Source organism: Verrucomicrobiia bacterium, from assembly GCA_019634625.1.
Classification (GTDB): Bacteria; Verrucomicrobiota; Verrucomicrobiia; order Limisphaerales; family CAIMTB01; genus CAIMTB01.
In genome coordinates, this window is record JAHCBA010000040.1 from 42,509 (window position 1) to 60,756 (window position 18,248).

The following is an 18,248-nucleotide window of genomic DNA, read 5'->3' on the forward strand; positions in this document are numbered from 1 at the left end:
GTTTCACACCGCAAAGTCCGCTAGGTGTTGTTGTTTGGGTTGTTGAGTCGAGGCGGGTGTCGCGAGGCGCCCGCCTCGACTTATTGTCGGGTGCGGGTTCATCGGCCGGGTCGGGATTGGGTGGATTGGAGTTGCCGCAACCGATTCTCGGCGGCTTGGAGGGAGGGTTCGATTCCGAGGTTCCGCAGATTCTCAACGGCTTGGGAGAGAAGCCATTCGGCTTCATCGAGGCGGTTTTCGGTGTCGGCGAGGGTGGTGCCCAGACCTGCCATGGCCAGGGCGATGCCGGGCAGGTTGCCGAGGGCCTGGTATCGGCGAAGGGCGTCCCGCCAGGCGGCTTCCGAGGCAACTGGGTCGCCCTGTTGGAGCAGCGCACGGGCCTGGGTCAGGCGCACGGCGGCAAGGCCTTGGGCATCGTTGAGGCGGGCGAAGAGCGACTCGGCTTCGGACAGTTCACGGAGGGCGGCGTGGGCCTCCTGTTGATCGAGGAGAGAACGGGCCGCCTCATGAGCCAGAATGGCTTGGGCTGGAGGGTCGGGTTCGGAGCGCCGGGGCAGGAGGCGATTCAGGCGAGGGATCGGGGAGGCATCGGGCAGGGTTGATTCCAACTGCACAAGGGCGAGCTGGTTGCGCCACCAGGCGTTGGTCTGGCCGGTCCGTTGATTGAGGGAGGCGGCGTTTTCGAGGAGGGAGCGGGCGTCCTCCCATTGGCCCAGCTCCCGGCGGCAGACGGCTTCGTTGTGCCAGGCAACGGCGAGGGGGATGGGCTGATGGAGCCATTGGAACTGGAGGGCGGCCCGTTGCCACCAGGCGGCGGCGCCGGGCCAGTTTTGGGCGGCCTGCAGTTGGGCGGCCTGACTGGCCAGGCGGTCGGCGTCGGCGAGGGCACGCGGAGGCGGTTCTTCCGGGGGGCGACTGGCACAACCGAAGGTGAGGGACGCGACGAGGAGGCTGGCCAGGAGGCGTGTGGGCGGGGGCATCGCCGGACAGGACGGGAGGCGGGGCTTCATCTCAGCGGAAGGGGCGGTCGAGGCTGGGGGGCAGGGCGCTCTCGACAGGTGGGTTGGTGGCCGGGCGGAAGGCGGAACGGAGGAGCCAGTGTCGTTGAAGGCCGCGGATCGTGTCATCGGCACCGGTGACCAGGGACGATACCTCGCCGAGGACGAGGCTGTTGGCGTCCACCTGGCGACTGAGGTTGCTGGTGACGAGGGCGACGTTGTCGAGGGTCATGGCGATGCGGCGGGTGAGGTCGAGCATCTGCTGTTCGCTGGTTCGCAGGAGGGACGTGGTCTGATCGAGCATGGCGTCCATGCCGGCGAGGGCGTCATCGACCTGGGCCTGGAGATTGGTGGTGAGGAGCATGCGGCCGACGGCGCCGTCTTCGGATTCGAGCCGGCCGGCGATGCCCTGGACGTGCTGGAGGGTGGGTTGGAGATGGGCGATGGCGAGGTTGGCATTCGAGGTCGCGGCCACGGTTTGGGCGAGGACGGCGGCGACCTGGTCAGTCAGGGGCGGGAGGGAGGAGGCGAGGGCGCGGACGATCTGTTCGGCCTGCTGGGCGATGGACGGGGTTTCGTCGGTGAACAGCCAGACCCCGTTTTTCGAGTCACGGAGGGGCACGGGGATGGGTTCCTGGGCATCGGGACCGGTCCAGGGTCTGCCCTCGGCGTCCTTGTCGCTGAGGATTTCGGTATCCTCGAAATGGGGTTTGTGCCAGACGGTGGCGAGGCCGTTTTCGCCGCGGGTGACCTCGATGTAGCGGGATCCGAAGAAGTCGGCGGAGACGACGCGGACGCGGGAATCGGACCAGATGTAGCCGAAGTAGGGTTCCCAGACCTCGAACTTCACGAAGACGTTGAAGTTTTGTTCGATGAACCAGGGATCGGGGGGGCTGGCCTCGACCTGAAGGATGCGGCCGACGTCACGGCCGAGGAGGCGGACCGGGTCACCGGCTTTGAGGCCGGTGGCATCGGTGGTGTAGCAGTAGTAGGGGATTTTGTTGACGAACCACCCGCGTCGTTTGCCGGTATCGCGGAGGTAATAGGCGAAGACGGCGGCCATGAGGAGGGCGGCGAGGGCGACAAAGAGGCCGACCAGCCGCTCGACCCGGGTCATGCGGGTTCGGAGTTGCGGGGTGAGGTCCTGCAGGGCCATGGGGAGAGGGTTAAGGGATGCTTGCAGAATTGGAAGCCGACCCGTCGGGCGGGGGGTGCGGGGGTGGGTTCTCGGTGACCTGCCAGCAGCGGTCCTGCACGAAGGCGTGACGGGTGGCCCAAGGGGACCAGGGTTCGGCGTCGGAACAGGCGAGGATCAGGGTGGAGGGCATGGGGATGTCGGCGTTGCCGCGAAGGAGATGAGACCACCAGGTGCGATCTTCCGGACCGAGGCCGCTGACGGGGTCATCGAGGATGAGGAGTCTGGGTTCGAGGGCGAGGGCGCGGGCGAGGGCGACACGTTGGGCAATGCGGCGGGGCAGTTCGCCTGGGAGCCGGCCTGCGAAGGGGGTGAGTTCCAGGGCCGACACCAGGCGGGAGGTGCGGGCCACCCAGTGTTCGAAGCTGCCCCGGCCATGGTAGCCGAGGGGCAGGGCGATGTTTTCCGCCACGGTAAGATTGCGGAAGAGGCGACCGCCCCCGGAGAAGACCAGGCCGACCTGGGAGCGGTGGGCAACGCGTTCGCGTTCGCCGAGGGTGGCGAGGTTCGCCCCGAAGAGGCGGTGGCTGCCGCGGGGCGGGCGGACCAGGCCGGCGGCGACGCCGAGGACGCTGGATTTTCCGGCGCCGGAGGGGCCGGCGACGAGCCAGCGGTCGTGTTCGAGCACGGTCCAATTGACGGTGCCGACGAGGACCTGATCGGGATCGCCCGGAGGCGGGACATCGACGTCGTGGAGTTCGACGAGGGGCGTGGGGGAAGGGGATGCGGCGCCCATGGGTTCAGAGGAAGGAGCGGAGGACGAGGAAGGCGACGTCGAGGACGAGGCAGAAGGCCAGGCTGTGGGTGACGGCGCGGGTGGTGGCTTCGGGGACCTGTTCGAGTCGAAGCGGGCGGGAGAGGCCCTGGTAACAGGTGACGACGGCCAGCGTGGCGCCGAAGGCGGCGCTCTTGAGGATCAGGACCAGGAAATCGGCCCAGGTCAGGGCGCGGGCGATCTGGCCGAGGTAATCGGCGAGCGGGAGCGGGACATCCTGGGCGAAGCAGAACAGGTAACCGCTGAGGAGGGTACCGATGAGAAAATACACGGTGAGGCAGAACACCGAGATGGCCAGACCGATCACCCGGGGGACCACGAGGAGGTGCACGGGATCGATGCTCAAGGCCTCGAGGGCTTCGACTTCGCCGGTGGCGCGCATGGTGGCGAGTTCGACGACGGTGGCGGTGCCGACACGGAGGAGGACGAGAAGTGCGGCGGCGAGGGGGGCGAGTTCGCGAAACAGGGCGACGACCACGACGGTTCCAAGGACATTCTGGGCCCCGATCTGACGGAGGAGCACGGCGGCCTGGCCGATGAGGATGACTCCGGCCACGAGGGAGAGGAGTGCGGTCAGGGGGAGGAGTCGAAGGCCGCTGTAGCGGATCTGCGCCCAGATCAGGGGATGCACGATGGCGCGGGCGTGGGTGAACTTGGTGAGGGTTGTCGCCAGCACGATCAACCCGAACGCCGTCAGCCGGCGGAGGGTCGTCCACCCCGACACCAGCGGCCGGAGCAGCAGATCCAATCCGGCATCGAGCCCGCGCAGCACACGGGAGTCCGGTTCGGAGCGGATGCCTTCTTCCCTGGGCACGGGGGGACCGTAGGGGACGGGTTCCCGGGCGGTCAAACGCGGGTGAACGGGGGGTGAGGGGAGAGGGGAGCGCTACCGGCTGAGAACGGGAAAGGCGCGGGCGGCCGGTTCGGGGGCGATGAGGTAGGCGAGCCGGTGCGAGGCATTCCAGGCGGCGTCCAGGTGGCCGCGTTGATAGGTGCGGCGGACGCGCTGGCCTTCGGACAGGCGGGCCCAGGGATCGTTGGTGACGACGTCACCGGATTCGGTGAAGCCCACGGCGATGACGAGGTGACCGCCGTCCGGGCGCCGGGGTTCGCCGCGGAGCATGGGGGCATTGACGGAGAGGACGACGGGGATGCCGGCGAGGACGAGTTGCTCGAGGTCCCGAAGGTCGCGCAAGCGGAGGGCGGAGGCGCGCAGGCCGGGGATGGAACCGGCGTAGGCGGTATTGAAGGGCCAGTTGCCGGTGCCGGGCCAGCCGGGGTCGTGGACGCCGCGGGCGACTTCGGGGACGTCGCGATCGAGATCGGGCTGGTCCCGTTGCCTGGCCCACCAGGCGAGGATCATCGAGACGGAGGTCGGGCTGCACCAGGCGCGGCCCTCGGGGTAGGAGACCTGCGAACGTTCGGGGACATCGAGGACGGTTCCCCAGGCTTGGGTGAGGGCGGGGCGGCCGGCGGGTGGGCGGGTGGTGTCGCACAGGGACGCCGTGATCCAGCGCAGGCGGTCCGGGTGCCGGGCCAGTTCGCCGGACAAGGTGAGGCGGAGGCGCAGGGCATGGGCGGGTTGGCGGAGGACCAGGGTGTCCGTTTTCACCTCGGCGAAGGCATCGCGCTGGCCACGGACGCTGGTTCGTTCGAGGGGCCCATGGGTATCGGGAGACCAGTGGCCCAGATGGTAGAAACGGGCGGGGCCCCCGGGGCCGACCGGTTGGGCTTCGATGGAGAGGCCGGCGCCGTCGGCGGGTGCGATGTTCCAGGAGACGACGAGTTCGTTCCAGGCGGCCGCCGTGGTGATGAGGGGCGACAGGAGGACGACGCCTTCCGGAGATTGGTTTGAATCAGGCCACTCGAAGGCGCGGGTCCAACCGAGCGTGACTGGCATCGCGTCCGGGATGGCATCGGACGCGGCTGGAGACGGATGCATGGAGGCAAGGGAGAGCAGCAGAATGGCAGCGATCGGGGGCCGCCGGGGTGCCGGAGCCGGCGGGAGGCCGGGGCCAATTGACCGTGGGGCGGGGATCTGGCGAAGGTGAGCCCTGTGCTGGTTGCGTTTCACAAGCCGTGGGGGGTGTTGTCGCAATTCACGGCGGACGGGTCGAGCCATCGCACGCTGGCGGAGTTTGGGTTGCCGGCGGGGGTGTATGCGATCGGGCGGCTGGATGCGGATTCGGAGGGGTTGTTGTTGTTGAGCGACGAGGCGCGATGGACCGGGCGTTTGCTGCCTCCGGAGCGGGCCCATCCGAGGCGGTACTGGGTGCAGGTCGAGGGCATACCCGACGACGGGGCGCTGGGGCGGCTGGAGGCGGGGGTGATGGTGCAGGGGCGGCGCACGTTGCCGTGCCGGGTGTGCCGTTTGGAGCCGGCTCCGATGGTGGGACCGCGTGAGCCCCCGATCCGGTTTCGGAAGTCGGTACCCGATTGCTGGCTGGCGGTGGATTTGGTGGAGGGGCGAAACCGCCAGGTGCGCCGGATGACGGCGGCGGTGGGGTATCCGACGCTGCGGCTGATTCGGGCGCGGATTGGGGCGTTCGAGCTGGGGAGCCTGCCGGCCGGGCAGTGGCGGGTGCTGGTGCGGGAGGAGGAGGGGGAGGTCCTGCGGCGGCCGGTGGTCACCACCACATGAAGTTCGGGTCCGGGGCGGGGGACCAGATCCACGGGTCCATCTGGTTGGGCGGCGGGAAGCGGTAGAACTCGATGTGACCGTCGCCGAAGAGCATGTTGAAGCGGCTCTTGCCGCGGTCATTGTGCCAGATGCTTCGGGGGTTGGTGTTGCCGCGGTTCGAGTGCCATGGCCAGTCGCCCTGGATGATCTTGTTGGCCGGGCTGCGGGCGATTTCGGAGGTTTTGATCGGGGTTCCCTGGGGCGTGCCGCGCATGGCCGGATTGCTGTCGCCGGTGACATGCTTCACCCGGAAGGCGTCCACGGCCCAATTGACGAGGTAGCTGTTGCCGTACTGGAGGAAGCAATTGGTCTGGAGGCGGGTATTGCGGAAGATGTCCCCCTTGTCGGCGGGGCAGCGGAAGATCTCGATGGAACCGGTGTATCGGTTGAGGGGGCGGTTGGAGGCGGCCACGAAGACGTCGTAGGTGCCGTCCTTGCCTCCGGTCGAGGCCCAGTCGGGATGGACGGGGAACCAGTCGCCGTTGTCATCGGCGTAGAGGAAGAAGGCGATGCCGATCTGTTTCTGGTTGCTGGCGCACTTCACCTGGTTGGCCTTGACCTTGGCCCGGGCCAGGGCGGGAAGGAGCATGCTGGCAAGGATCGCGATGATGGCGATGACGACCAGCAGCTCGATCAGCGTAAAGCCGTCGCGGGGCCGGGACACGGGGGGCTGCATGGCGGAGTTCGTAATCCGGTCCATCAGCAGGCGTCAAGCTTCACCGGCGTGCATCCCGGAGTTGTGGGGAGAGGTGCGAACTTCGCCAGGCATCGCTTCGGAGGGCCCAGTTCCACGAGGCCGCAACGGTGTGGAGCGATGGATGGAGGACTCGCGGAGCTCGTCCCTCCGGCGTGAAGCTCACGGGGTGGGATCGGAGGGACCGTTGGGTGTCCACGCTTCAGCGTGAGCCTCCCAAATCCGCGCCGACACGCTAAAGCGTGCACACCCAACAGAGTCCGACCCAGCCGCTGCCCCCCCCACGTCCCCGCCCTGCCAGAGCACCTCAGACTCTTGCAGCAGGCCTCGTGCTCGTGCTCGTGCTCGTGCTCGTGCTCGTGCTCGTGCTCGCAATCGCCCCCCCCAATTCCCATGCGGAATGGGAGGTCCGAACAGGATCGAACCCATCGGGCCAGCCATGAGGCGACGCTGAAACGGTGTGCCTGCGCGTCGAGGACGAGGACGAGTACGAGTACCGCCCTTCGGGCTGAGTACGAGGAGGGGGGAGGGGGAAAGGGAGTGGTGCAATGGATTGAGGACTCGCGGAGCTCGTCCCTCCGAAGGGTGAGATGGGGGTGCGCGGCGAGTTGACGCGATTGTAACTTATCCGTGTCCGGCCTGACGTTGTTGGGCGGAGGCTGCCTTTGGGAGGGTGGGGCGCTTGACCGGGTCAAGCGCGATACCATGCCGGAAGTCCTGATGATCCTGGGTTTCATGCTCGCCGCCTACGCGGTGGTGGGCAACGACTCCATCCAGACCCTGGGGACGTTTCTCTATTCCAATTCGCACCGGCCGTGGTGGACGCTTTGGCTGTTCACCGGGTCTGTGATGGTGGTGGTGGTCTTCCACGGATGGCATCGGAACGACGGTGAACCTTCCTACCGGCGGCTGAACACGCTTTACGAGAAGGCGGTTCCCCTTGGGGAATCGCGGCGGGCGCTGGATCTGGCCGTGGATGCGCTTGCGCGTGATCCGGAGCAGGTCCGGGTGCTGGGGGAACTCCGCGATTTGGACGCTGAACTGGCGCGGGCCCGGGACACGTTCATCCACCGCCCTGAAGGCATTGATGCCGCCCTGGTCGAACTGGATCGCGCCCTTGACCTTGTGCGCAGCGAACTGGAGGCGCTGGATGTGATCCATCCGCAGAAGGTCGCCCTGACGCAGGTGGTGAGTTCGGTGGAGGCGGCCCGGAACCGGATGAGCGAACGCCGTGATGTGGATCAGTACATCGACTGGACCTATCTGCTGCCGCCGATCGCCCTCTTTCTGCTGACCCGGATGGGCTTTCCGGTCAGCACCTCGTTCCTGGTGCTGATCACGTTTCAGCCCGAGGTGCTGGGCAGCATGCTGACGAAGTCCCTGATGGGGTACCTGATTGCGTTTGTGTCGGCGGTGCTCGCCTACTCGCTGGCGTTCCGCACGCTGGAGGCGCGCTGGCGGCGGGAGGGCGAGGCCGGCATCCGGCCGGTCTGGGTGGGGCTGCAATGGACCTCGACGGCGTTCCTGTGGTCGATGTGGCTGGTCCAGGACATGGCGAACATCTTTGTGTATTTGCCGCGCCGGCCGTCGTGGTCGTGGATGTTGTTTGCGGTGGCGTGGATGCTCGGGGTTCAAGCGTTCATCTACGCGACACGGGGTGGCCGGATCCAGAAGGTGGTCACGAGCAAGACCAACACGCACGACATCCGGTCGGCGACGATCGTGGATCTCATCTACGGGATTGTGCTCTTCATTTTCAAGGTGTGGAGCAATGTACCGATGAGCACGACCTGGGTGTTTCTGGGGTTGCTGGCGGGCCGGGAGATTGCGTTTGCGAGTGCGCGCGACGCGGTCAATCCCCTGCAGCGCGCGCTCAAGCTGGGGCGCAAGGATCTGGTCAAGGCGGGATTTGGACTCGGTGTGAGTGTGGCGATGGCCTACCTCATCAACCATCTGTGAGGCTGGGGGATGAGGCTGGATTGCCGAACGGCAGGGGCCATCAGGGCCGTCCGGGCGGGACGGGGTGGGCGTCGGGTCCGATCACCAGTTCACGGGTGCCGGGGGGGACGGGGGTGACGGTTTCGCGTCCTCCGGGCCAGCGGACGCGGAGGGCGGTCGGGGGTGTGGGAGTGGCGAGGACCTGGACGGCGGCGTTCTGGGAAGCGAAGCCGGAGCCGGCGAGGATGGGGCGGGCGGGGCCGCTGCGGTCGCCGAAATCGAGACGGAGCACGGCGCCGATGCCGGCGGGATTGCGGGGTGGGCCCTGGAGCCGGACACGGAGGCCGGGGCGGGCGATGCGGTTGCGGTAGAGTTTCACCTCGGCGGCGTTCTGGGCGATGGCCAGATCGATGCGTCCGTCGCGGTCGAAGTCGGCGAGGGCGAGGCCGCGCTGTTCGCCCAGGACGCGGATGCCGGAACGGCGGGCGGGGACGGCTTCGAGACGGCCTGTGCCATGGCCACGGAGCCAGAGGCCGAGGCCGGCGTCGATGCGGGCGGTTTCGGGGTGGGTGCCGAAGAAGTTCTGAGCGAGTACGACGTCCTCATGGCCATCCCCATCGAGGTCGGCAATGGCGACGCCGAAGGCGGGGGCGAACTGGGCTTCGCGGGGCAGTTCGACCGGTTGGAAGCCGCGTCCGGTATTGAGGAACAGGGTGGACGCCAGGGTGGTGACGGTGACGCGGCGGGAGAGCGGGAGGCGATCCCCGAGGACCTGTTCGAGGGTGGCTTCGGAGTAGGCGCGATGACTGGCGAAGCGCTCGAAGAGGAAGGGCATGGAGCGGGCCAGCGGCTCGAACTGGCGTCTTGGGGCGAGGGTGGCGCCGACGTATTCGGTCTCGATGATTTCGGTGACGCCGGGCTGGGCGAGTTGCCCGAAGACGAAGGTGAGGGGCTGGCCGGGGGAGGCGCGATAGGGACTGTTGTGGCCCCAATTGGCGGCGACGAGGTCGAGGCGTCCATCGCCATTGAGATCGCCGACGGCGATGCCGCGCCACCAGCCGGTGTGGGAGGCGAGGCCGAGTTCCGCAGTGATTTCCGAGAGGGCGCCGCGCTGAAGTTTGAACACACGGATGGGTCCCCATTCGCAGGCGAGGATCAGTTCCGAAAAGCCGTCGCCATCGAGGTCGGCCCAGACGGCGGCGTGGACGATGCCGAGGTTTTCGAGGAGGACATTGTTGCGGGTGTCGGGTTGCCAGCGGGCGCCGTCATGGCGGAAGAGACGGGAGGGAGCGCCGAGGGGATAGGCGCCGGGGACGACGCCGCCTCCGACGAAGAGGGTGAGGGCGCCGGAGCCATCGGGATCGCCGAGGGCGAGCGTGCTGGCGGTGGCCATGCCGGGCGGCAGATCGGAATCGGGGGCGAGGCGTCCGGCATCGAGGCGGAAGCCGAGGGCGGCGCGGTCGAGCTTCTGTTCGTAACCGGTGAGCGCCATGAGAAGGCGCGGGGCACCTGAGGGATCGCGCCATCCGAGGAGACCGGCGGTGTCGTCGGGAACCGGATCGGGTGCGGGACCGGGCCAGGGGGAGAACCCGCCGCGGGTATCGTTGCGATAGATGCCCGGACTGCCGCCCCGTCCGGAGCCGACGACGAGGTCGTCCCAGCCATCGCCATCGAGGTCGAACCAGGCGAGACCGGGGCCGAGCTGGCTGAGCTGGAAAGGGAGGAGGGGTTGACGCTGGTAGTCGTCGAAGTCGATCTCGTGATGGCGGGCGCCGAGGCGCGGTGAGACGTCTTCGAAGGCGGGCGGTTCGGGTTCGGGCGGCGGGGGGGCGGGGCGGGTGTTGGAGGCCTCGGCGATTTCGTAGAGGCGGTTGGGCCGGACGTCCTCGAGGGTGGTGACGCGCCCGGAGCGCCAGCGGATTTCGAGGCTGAGATGGGTTGGGTTGGGGCCGGTGGCGAAGGCGAGGAGGGGATCGGATCCGGAGAGGTAGCGTCCGCCGGCGACCACCTCGGTGGTCTGACGCGGCACAGGGCCGCCGACGAGCGTGACCTGGGCACCGATGGCCTGGGTGTTGGGCGGGGCGCCTTGGAGGCGGACGGCGAGGCGATGGGCGGGACTTTGGCGACGGAAGAGTCCGACCGGGGCGTTGAGGCGGTTGACCACGAGGTCGGGGAGGCCATCGCCGTCGAAGTCGGCCATGGCCATGCCGTGATGGATTCCCGGGAGGTCGAGTCCCCATTCTGCCGTGCGCTCCTCGAAGCGGGTTCCATCGACATTGCGGAAGGCGCCGACGGGCAGGTCGAGGGGCGGATAGAGGCGGTAATGTTCCATCAGTTCGCGGGTGAAGGATTCCTGGCGTTCGCGTTCGGAGCGGAATCCGGTGCGTGGCCGCTGGCGGGACTGGATCTCGCGTTCGGCGTCGTAGTCCTGCACGTCGCGGAAATGTCCGGCGCCGATCAGGACGTCCTCGTAACCGTCGAGATCCACATCGGCGAAGATGACGGCCCAGGACCAGTCGGAGGCGGCGATGCCGGAAGCGAAGGCGGTTTCGGCGAAGGAACCGTCGCCGCGATTGAAGTAGAGGGTATTGCGGAGGACCTGGGGACGATCATGGAAGACACCGGCACGGGGGGCGGCGGGTGTCTGGGCCATGAGCTGGCGTTTCCGCATGGCGGGGAAGCGGCTGAGCATGTCCACCACGAGAAAATCGGGATGGCCGTCGCGGTTAAGATCGGCGAAATCGACGCCCATCGAACTGGCGCTGATCTTGCGAAGCGCGGACGGGCTGGCGGCGCGGAAGCGACCGTGTCCGTCATTGAGCCAGAAGCGGTCGGGGGTCCAGTAGTCGTTGCAGACGTAGAGGTCGGGGGCGCCATTGCCCGAGACATCGCGGAAGGTGGCGGAGAGGCCCCAATCGAGTGGGGGTTCCGCCAGCGGTTGGCCATCCTCGTCGAGGAAGGTGCCGTCGGTCCAGGAGGCAGGGCGGAAGCGACCGGAGCCATCGTTGAGGAGCAGGCGATCCGGCTGGCCGCATTCTTCGAGACGCCCGTTGAGGATGACGAACCGGTTGGTTTCGGCGCCGGGCAGGATGGGGCGGCCGCCGACCATGGAGAGATTGACCCGTCCACGGTCCCGGATGTCGTCGGGGCGGTAGTGGGTCACGTAGAGATCGAGGGTGCCGTTGCCATCGATGTCGGCGAGGGCGAGCGTGGTGGGCCCGGCACCGGAGGGGCCGACGGGAGTGGCGATGCCGGCGGCGGCGGTGGTTTCGGTGAAATGGCCGTGTCCGTTGTTGGTGAAGGAGAGGACGCCCTGGCGGTTGACGGCGAGGAGGAGGTCGAGGTGGCCGTTGCCGTTGAGGTCGGCGAAGACGGCGCCGCGGGTTTCGGGGATGACGCGATCGAGGCCCGAGCCGGCGGTGACGTTTTCGAAGCGCCAGTTGCCGAGGTTGCGATAGAGGGCGTTGGTGCCGCCGAGGTGGGCGAGGAAGAGGTCCGGGAGGCCGTCGCCATCGATGTCCCCGGCGGCGACTCCGGCCCCGTTGTAGAGGACCCGGTTGGCGGCGCCGCTCCACTCGTCGAGGTGGTTGGTGAAGGCGAGGCCGGTGGATTCGGGGGGCAGGAGTTGGAATCCGGTGGGCGAGGAGGGATCGACGGAGAGCGGGCGCCAGCGATGGGTGGGTTCGACGGTCCAGCCTGGATCCGCGCGGAGCGGCAGCGGCAGCACCCATGGCAGGGAGGCGACGAACACCGGGAGGCAACCGAGGGTGAGGAAGCGGGCGCGGCACGTGGCGGCGATGCGGGTCACGGCACCATGAGGGGGCAGAGGTTGCGGATCGGGGAAGCAGAAAAAGGACCGCCATGAAGGTCCGGCGCAGGAGGGATGGATGCGGCGCAGTCGTGGTGGGCGTGGTTCGGTCACGGCTACCGACAAAGTCGCTGAGGGAAGGTGGAGGGGGCTGAAGCTGCAGCCGAGGGGCTATGGAGCTGACGAGAAGGGCCTGCTGGACGGCGCTTTGGAACGGAGGAGGCCTCGTCGAGCCCCGATTTCGCGGCTTTCGAGGAAGGCATTGGGCTCGCAAGCCGGATTGGATTGCGTGGACGGAGAGATCAGAGCGCCTGTGGGCATGGCCGGGCGGACCCACGATCACTCGCGCGTGGTCCAACCCTGATCGCCGGGTAAGCCCGTCCGAGAAAAGCGGATTCACCACGAAGCGCACGAAGGACACGAAGAGGGCAAAGATCGTTCCGGTCGCTCGCATCCGCTACGGTTCGATCCTGATCGGCCTTTCGATAGCGCAATTGCCTTCGTGGGCTTCGAGTCCCTCGTGGCTTCTTACGCGGCGATTTGGGTCCATATGTTGGGCTTGAACGGCTGTGAGGCGGGGCGCACGCTGCGTGGACCCCACCCGCCATGCTGGAGAGCCTCGACCTCCTGCCTGGGTTCGCTGTGATCGACGCTCTGGCGAGGCTTGACGGGAACCCACTGCACCGATGCGAATCAACTGTCATGCTCATGTCTTCACCTTCCGGTCCCTGTTCACGGAAGCGACCCTGGCGGTGCTGTTGCGGCGCATCTCGCGCGAGCGATGGCCCGAGTTTGTCGTCGAGGCCGTTTCCAAGCTCCTCAAGAAGCTCATTAAAGGGGACTACCTGAGCGAGGACGAGTTGCTGAGGGAGCTGGTGGGCGCCTTCCGGGTCTCGAGCCGGTTCAAGAAGTATCTCGGCAGTCTGAACCGGGCCGTCCCGGCGGACATTTCGCTGGTGGTCCAGGGAGACATCGACGGCCTGGCCGCCGGGGCGCTGCGGGACATCCTGCGAAGGATCGGCGACCTCGTCACGGAGAACGAGGACGCGGAGAACCGGACGCTGAACGACCTGATTGCCTTTCTGGCGTTGGGCATCCAGCCGGGCGTCGAGCGGGTGGCGCGGCGCCTGATGGATCTAAGCGGCGACGGGACCGGCGTCGTGGCGTTGACGCTGGACATCACCAACGGGGACAAGGCGGATGCCGAGGTTTTCCGGCGCCAGGTCCGGGACACCTCACGGGCCGCCCTGGCGTACCCGGGACGGTTCTTTCCGTTCATTGCGGTCAACACGCTGAGGAAGGACCACTACGCGATCATGGAGACCGCGCTGACCTCCCAGGGCTATGTCGGCGTCAAGCTCTACCCTTCCCTGGGCTACCCGGTCGGGGACAGCCGGATGAGGCGTGTGTTCGAGTACTGCGAGGCGCATGCCGTCCCCATGCTGATGCATTGCAACAAAGGGGGATTCTACGGGACGGAGGCCTCCATCCAACAATGCGATCCGGGGCACTGGCCGGGGATTCTCAAGGACCATCCCGGGCTGAAGATCTGTTTCGCCCATTTCGGGGGCGAAGAGAACCTGTTGGGCGAAGGGATTCCGACGGGAAGCTGGACGGACGTCATTCTGACGCTGATGGGCGATTACGAGGGGGTATATGCCGACATGGCCTTCCACCTCTCGCCGATGAAGGGGGGCGAGTTAGAGAGCCGATACTTCCGCAATCTCGAGGGCCTGATGCGCGAGGACCCTTACAGGGATCGCATATTGTTCGGCAGCGATTTTTTTCTCAGCCGGGTCCGCGTTCGGGAGGACAATCACTGGCGCTATTTCGAGTCGAAGTTTCGCGATGCGGACTTCGACCGCATGACCCGGGCGAATCCGGTGCGCTACCTGGGTCTTCCGGGCGGGAGTGGGGGCGCGGTCGCACCGAACATCGCGCGGTATGTGGACTTCATCGCCGCGCACAGCCGGGAGGTGGGGGAATTGCCGGCGCCCTGGCTCGAGAAGGCGGTCAGGAGCCGCCATGGCGACGTGCGGTTCACGGTGAATCCCTGGGGGCTGCAGTGGAGCATCAACAACGATGCCCATTACTACGCATGGCAGTATTTCCGGACGATGATGCGGGCCGAGGATGCCGGGTTGTCCTTCAATCAGGCTGGCCGGTTGATCGTGCGCCAGTTGAAGGGCTGGCCGACGGAACAGGTGGACCGGACGATTCGTGCGGGACGCCTCCGCGAGCATGCAGCGTCCATGCATCTGTCCCTGGTGAACGCCCATAACGGCCCGGGGGCGAAGCCCGAACCCGGGGTGACCCGGAAACGGGCGGAGTCCGTGCTCGCGGGGTTGTTGGGCAACGGGGAGACCCTGCTGGCGGAGTTCGGGGAGGTGGTGGACGGGTTGTACCGGTTCAAGCGGGAGGAGCGAACATGACGTCTTCGAAATGGGCCCGGGCATTTCCCGGAACGGCGGGCCGACGACAAACGGGCGGAGTCGTGGGCGGCCTGCTGGTGGGAATCCTGGGCTGGGCGGCGGAGGTGCCGGAAGCCCGGGAACACCTGTGGAACCACGATCTGGATTTGAGGCCCGCCTTGCTGGCCGGGTCCGGAGACACCGACTGGGCCGGGGCCCTCCGGTGGCGCGGGAGAGCCAGTTACGATCATTCCCCGTGGCACGGTCCCTGGGTGGCGTTTGCCAGTGCGACCACGCGGGGCACGGTGGCGACGCATGCCCGCGCGCATTCGGAGAACCTGACGGCGGACCTTGGTCTGGGCGGCGCCGTGCAGTTGCAGCGGGCCGCTGAGTTGGGAGATTCCCCTCCGACCGAAAGGGATGCCGACGCCCCGGCGACCGGCGCCCCGGCCGGCGGGGGATTCCGGTGGGGCCGGATCGAACTGAGCGCACGGATCGGGGTGGAGAGCGACCAGGCGGTTCGGAATGCGGCGCTGAGTTACGGACCGCAGATCGGGTATTTCCACAACAACGAGGATGGCCTCTGGCCGCTGGTTCCGTCCCTGTTCATCGATCTCCAGCAGGTGGATCTGCTCCGGTCGGACTACTACGAGGGTCTGGGTCTGGACGGGAGGGATTCGTCCCGGCGCCTGTCGGTGATTGCCTCCTGGCAACTGCCTCTCGGGACATGGCTGTCGGCGGAGAACCGGCATGTCCAGGCGCTGGGCGCGGTCGCCAACCTGCGCTACACGGTGGCGGCTGGGACGCCCGAGCTGATCGAGGCGCGGCGCGAGGATGCGTCCCTCTACGTCGAGGCCGGACTGAACTACGACCTGAGCCGGTTTCAGGTGCCGTGGGTGAGGAACGTCCATGTCACCGTGGGACACGGTCGCCTGCCCCAGGTGGCGGACGAACGGACCCAGGTGTTCCTGGGGGTGACCCTGGGCTGGGACAAGCCCGGGACCCGGAGGCCGCACCGGCTGTGAGGAAGAAAAAAGCCGGACCCGAAGGTCCGGCTTGGCGAGGACGGAATGGCGCGGAGCAAGGCTCCGCGGGTCACGGGCTACGGGGAGACCGTGCGATAGAACTTGGCGGCGTCGCCGGCCGGCTCGGTGAGCGGGCTGGTGCCGACGGCGTCGGTCCAGGGACCGGCGGCGGAGGGGGCGGTCTGGAGACGGCCGGCGTCCCAGGTGACGGTGATGTTCCCGGCGGCGGCACCGATGGTGAGGGTGCTGCTCTGGGCGGGCGGTTCGAGGACCACGCTGGTCAGGGGCTGGCCCTGCTGGCCGGCGGCGAAGACCTTCTGGACTTCGTCGGCGGTGAGGCCGCGGGTCCAGAGGCCGAGGTCATCGAGGCGACCGACCATCAGGTTCGGGAAGCTGAAGTCGGGTTCGGGGTCCTCGATCCCGGCAAGCGGGTCGATGTTGAGGCGGGCGCCCATCGAGAGGTAGGGGATGGCGGGCGCGTTGATGGCGGTGATGTAGTCGGCCGAGCCCACCTGGGTGCCATTGACGAACAGCCGGAGCTGGGCGCCATCGGCGCTCATGGCGATGTGCTGCCAGGAGCCGAAGGTGAAGGCGTCGGCGGCGGTGACCCGCACGATGTTGGGTCCGGCCCCGATGGCGCCGGTGAGGCGGGTGATGCCGTCGTTCTGGTTGACGACGAGGCCGAGTTCGAACTGGCCGGCGCCGAGGCCCACGCCGAGGGCGCCCTGGGCATTGCGGACGATGGCGACGTCGGTTCCGGTTTCGCTGAGGTTGACCCAGCCGGAGACACTGATTTCGCGGCCGGCGCGGGGATAGCTTGGGACGAACACGTAGGTGCCGCCGTCGAGGGACAGGGAGTTGGCGACGCGCCCGGCGCCCCAGCTCGGGGAGCCGATGACCTCACCGGCCTGACCGCCGGTGGCGGCATTGGCGGCGGTGGCGCCAGCGGACTCATCGAATTTCCAGTAGCCCACCAGGTCGGCGGCGATGTCGTATGCGGACACGCGGACCGAGACGCTGCGGCTGACCACGCTGCCGCCGGGATTGAAGATGGCGACGTTGTAGATGCCGTTGTCGTCCTCGCTGAGGGAGGAGAGGGACAGGGTTGCCGAGGTGGCGCCCGAGACGTTGCCGCCGTCGGGGAGGTTGCGGCCGTTCTTGCGCCACTGGTAGGTGAGGTTTTCACCGGTGGCGGTGACGGAGACGGAGGCGGTGCCGCCGGCCGGACCGATGGAGGGTTGCGGCTGGGCGGTGATGACCGGCGGGGCGCCTGCGGGCGTGGCATTGAGGATCAACTGGACGGCATTGACCGGGGCGCCGCGGTCGAAGCCGGTGGTCAGGGTGTTCCAGGTGAGGGTGACCACGCCGTTGGCGGGCTGGACATTGTCGAAGCGGACGTAGGTGGCGAGGCTTCGGTTATTGGGATCCTTGCTGATGCCGCGATAGAAGCCGGGGGCGGCGTTGTACTCGTCGGCATTGATGACGCGGACGTTGTAGGTTTCGGAGGCCTGGCCGGTGACGGTGTAGTCGGCGTCCTGGAACTGGAGCGGGATCCCGACGAAGTAGGCGATCACCGCGTGGTTGCCGGCGGGGACATTGGCGAAGGTGATGGAGCCTTCGGTGCCGGGGTTGGCGTGATTGAGGCCGTTCAGCATGCGCTGGGTGCTGGAGGCGTCGCCGGTACCGGAGCCCCAGGTGCCGGAGCTGGCCCATTCCACCGTGATGTTGGAGGGGGCGTTGCTGCTGTCCACGACCGGGATGGGCGGTTCAGAGAAGTCGTCGGGGAGGAATCCTCCGCCCGTGCCGGTGGCATTGATCCAGTAGGCCTGGGGATGGAGTCCGGCGACGTCGGTTTCGTTCATGAGCGTCGGGCTGCCGTTGGCGCCGCCGCCGCGGAAGGAGATGCCGATGCTCCGGGTGGCCGAGGGGGTGAAGAGGACGGCCTGGACGGGGAGGCTGACTTCGCAGCCGCGGATCTGAACGGTGTAGACATTGTCCGCATTGGCGGCGGTCACCGGCGGCGTGGTGTAGGAGGCGCTGGTGGCGCCGGGGATGGGCTCGCCATTCACGTGCCACTGGAGGGGCCACGGGCCGTTGACGGTGGTGAAGAAGGTGGCCGAGGCATCGGGGAGGACGAGGGTGTCCACGGGCTGGACGAGGAAGCGGGCGCGGTCGCAATCGACGGCCGTGGTGGCGGCGAGGAGTTCGACCTCGGCGATCTGCATGCAGCAGGTGTTGGGGGCGGCGGTGGCCAGCACGGTCCAGCGGTAGTGCTTGTAGGACGTCTTGTTGGGGAAATAGAACTCCTGGACCTGGAACCGCGCGGTGAAGTCCGGGATGTCCTCGAGGGTGACGATTTCCTCCCAGGTGCCGGAGTTGAACGACTCGATGACGTCGTCGTTGGAGCCCTCGAGGAGGACGATGCGGGGATCGCGTTCGGGGGCGTCATTGGCGGACTGCATGGTCAGGCCGATCACCGTGGTCGCTCCGACCGACGGGGTGACGACGAAGCCGGAGGGGGAGAAGCCATTGACGGCGCCGTCGCGGCCGGAATCGAAGTTGAGGTATTTGGTCGGCTGATTGTCGATGGCGTTGGCGACGCCTTCGGAGCCGGGGCTGTTGGCCGAGGAGGCGAGGATGGTGTCGCCGGGCTGGGTGACATCCTGGGGTGCTCCGGTGCCGAGGAGTTCGACCTCGGCGATCTGCATGCAGCAGGTATTGGGG

At 67.6% G+C, this 18,248-nt stretch carries 12 protein-coding genes; 4 read left to right on the top strand and 8 right to left on the bottom strand.

The window, feature by feature from the left end; all coding sequences use genetic code 11:
• Window positions 1-98: 98 nt before the first annotated feature.
• The 5 genes from KF833_19395 to KF833_19415 form a co-directional block, all read right to left on the bottom strand.
• Window positions 99-1,010 (bottom strand): hypothetical protein, encoded by a 912-nt coding sequence (locus tag KF833_19395; protein ID MBX3747480.1) that lies wholly within the window; start codon window positions 1,008-1,010, stop codon window positions 99-101.
• A gap of 1 nt (window position 1,011) precedes the next feature.
• Window positions 1,012-2,154 carry an MCE family protein gene (locus KF833_19400; GenBank protein ID MBX3747481.1) on the bottom strand — a complete coding sequence of 381 codons (1,143 nt, stop codon included), beginning with the start codon at window positions 2,152-2,154 and terminating at the stop codon, window positions 1,012-1,014.
• A 10-nt stretch (window positions 2,155-2,164) separates the two neighbouring features.
• On the bottom strand, window positions 2,165-2,929 hold the full coding sequence (locus KF833_19405) for an ATP-binding cassette domain-containing protein (GenBank protein MBX3747482.1): 765 nt from the start codon (window positions 2,927-2,929) through the stop codon (window positions 2,165-2,167).
• 4 nt (window positions 2,930-2,933) lie between these two features.
• Window positions 2,934-3,782, bottom strand: a complete 849-nt coding sequence (locus KF833_19410) for an ABC transporter permease (protein ID MBX3747483.1) — start codon at window positions 3,780-3,782, stop codon at window positions 2,934-2,936.
• Window positions 3,783-3,854: 72 nt separating this feature from the next.
• The gene (locus tag KF833_19415) at window positions 3,855-4,868 is read right to left on the bottom strand and encodes a C39 family peptidase (GenBank protein ID MBX3747484.1); all 1,014 of its coding nucleotides are present in this window, start codon (window positions 4,866-4,868) and stop codon (window positions 3,855-3,857) included.
• Between the two features lie 156 nt (window positions 4,869-5,024).
• On the opposite strand from KF833_19415, the gene KF833_19420 reads away from it, so the two are divergent.
• A complete protein-coding gene (locus KF833_19420) occupies window positions 5,025-5,609 on the top strand; it encodes a pseudouridine synthase (GenBank protein ID MBX3747485.1) in 585 nt (194 codons plus the stop codon).
• Here the strand turns inward: KF833_19420 and KF833_19425 are convergent.
• The gene (locus KF833_19425) at window positions 5,596-6,312 is read right to left on the bottom strand and encodes a type II secretion system protein (GenBank protein MBX3747486.1); all 717 of its coding nucleotides are present in this window, start codon (window positions 6,310-6,312) and stop codon (window positions 5,596-5,598) included. The genes KF833_19420 and KF833_19425 overlap by 14 nt on opposite strands.
• Window positions 6,313-7,047: 735 nt before the next feature.
• Here KF833_19425 and KF833_19430 point away from each other — a divergent pair.
• Window positions 7,048-8,301, top strand: a complete 1,254-nt coding sequence (locus KF833_19430; GenBank protein MBX3747487.1) for a hypothetical protein — start codon at window positions 7,048-7,050, stop codon at window positions 8,299-8,301.
• Window positions 8,302-8,341: 40 nt separating this feature from the next.
• On the opposite strand, the gene KF833_19435 is transcribed toward KF833_19430, so the two are convergent.
• On the bottom strand, window positions 8,342-12,088 hold the full coding sequence (locus KF833_19435; protein ID MBX3747488.1) for a VCBS repeat-containing protein: 3,747 nt from the start codon (window positions 12,086-12,088) through the stop codon (window positions 8,342-8,344).
• Between the two features lie 686 nt (window positions 12,089-12,774).
• Here KF833_19435 and KF833_19440 point away from each other — a divergent pair.
• Complete coding sequence (locus KF833_19440; GenBank protein MBX3747489.1) at window positions 12,775-14,520, top strand: amidohydrolase family protein; 1,746 nt, start codon at window positions 12,775-12,777, stop codon at window positions 14,518-14,520.
• On the top strand, window positions 14,517-15,524 hold the full coding sequence (locus KF833_19445; GenBank protein ID MBX3747490.1) for a hypothetical protein: 1,008 nt from the start codon (window positions 14,517-14,519) through the stop codon (window positions 15,522-15,524). Before KF833_19440 ends, KF833_19445 begins: the two co-directional genes overlap by 4 nt.
• Before the next feature lie 77 nt (window positions 15,525-15,601).
• On the opposite strand, the gene KF833_19450 is transcribed toward KF833_19445, so the two are convergent.
• The coding region (locus KF833_19450) for an immunoglobulin domain-containing protein (protein ID MBX3747491.1) at window positions 15,602-18,248 on the bottom strand (2,647 nt) is incomplete at its 5' end.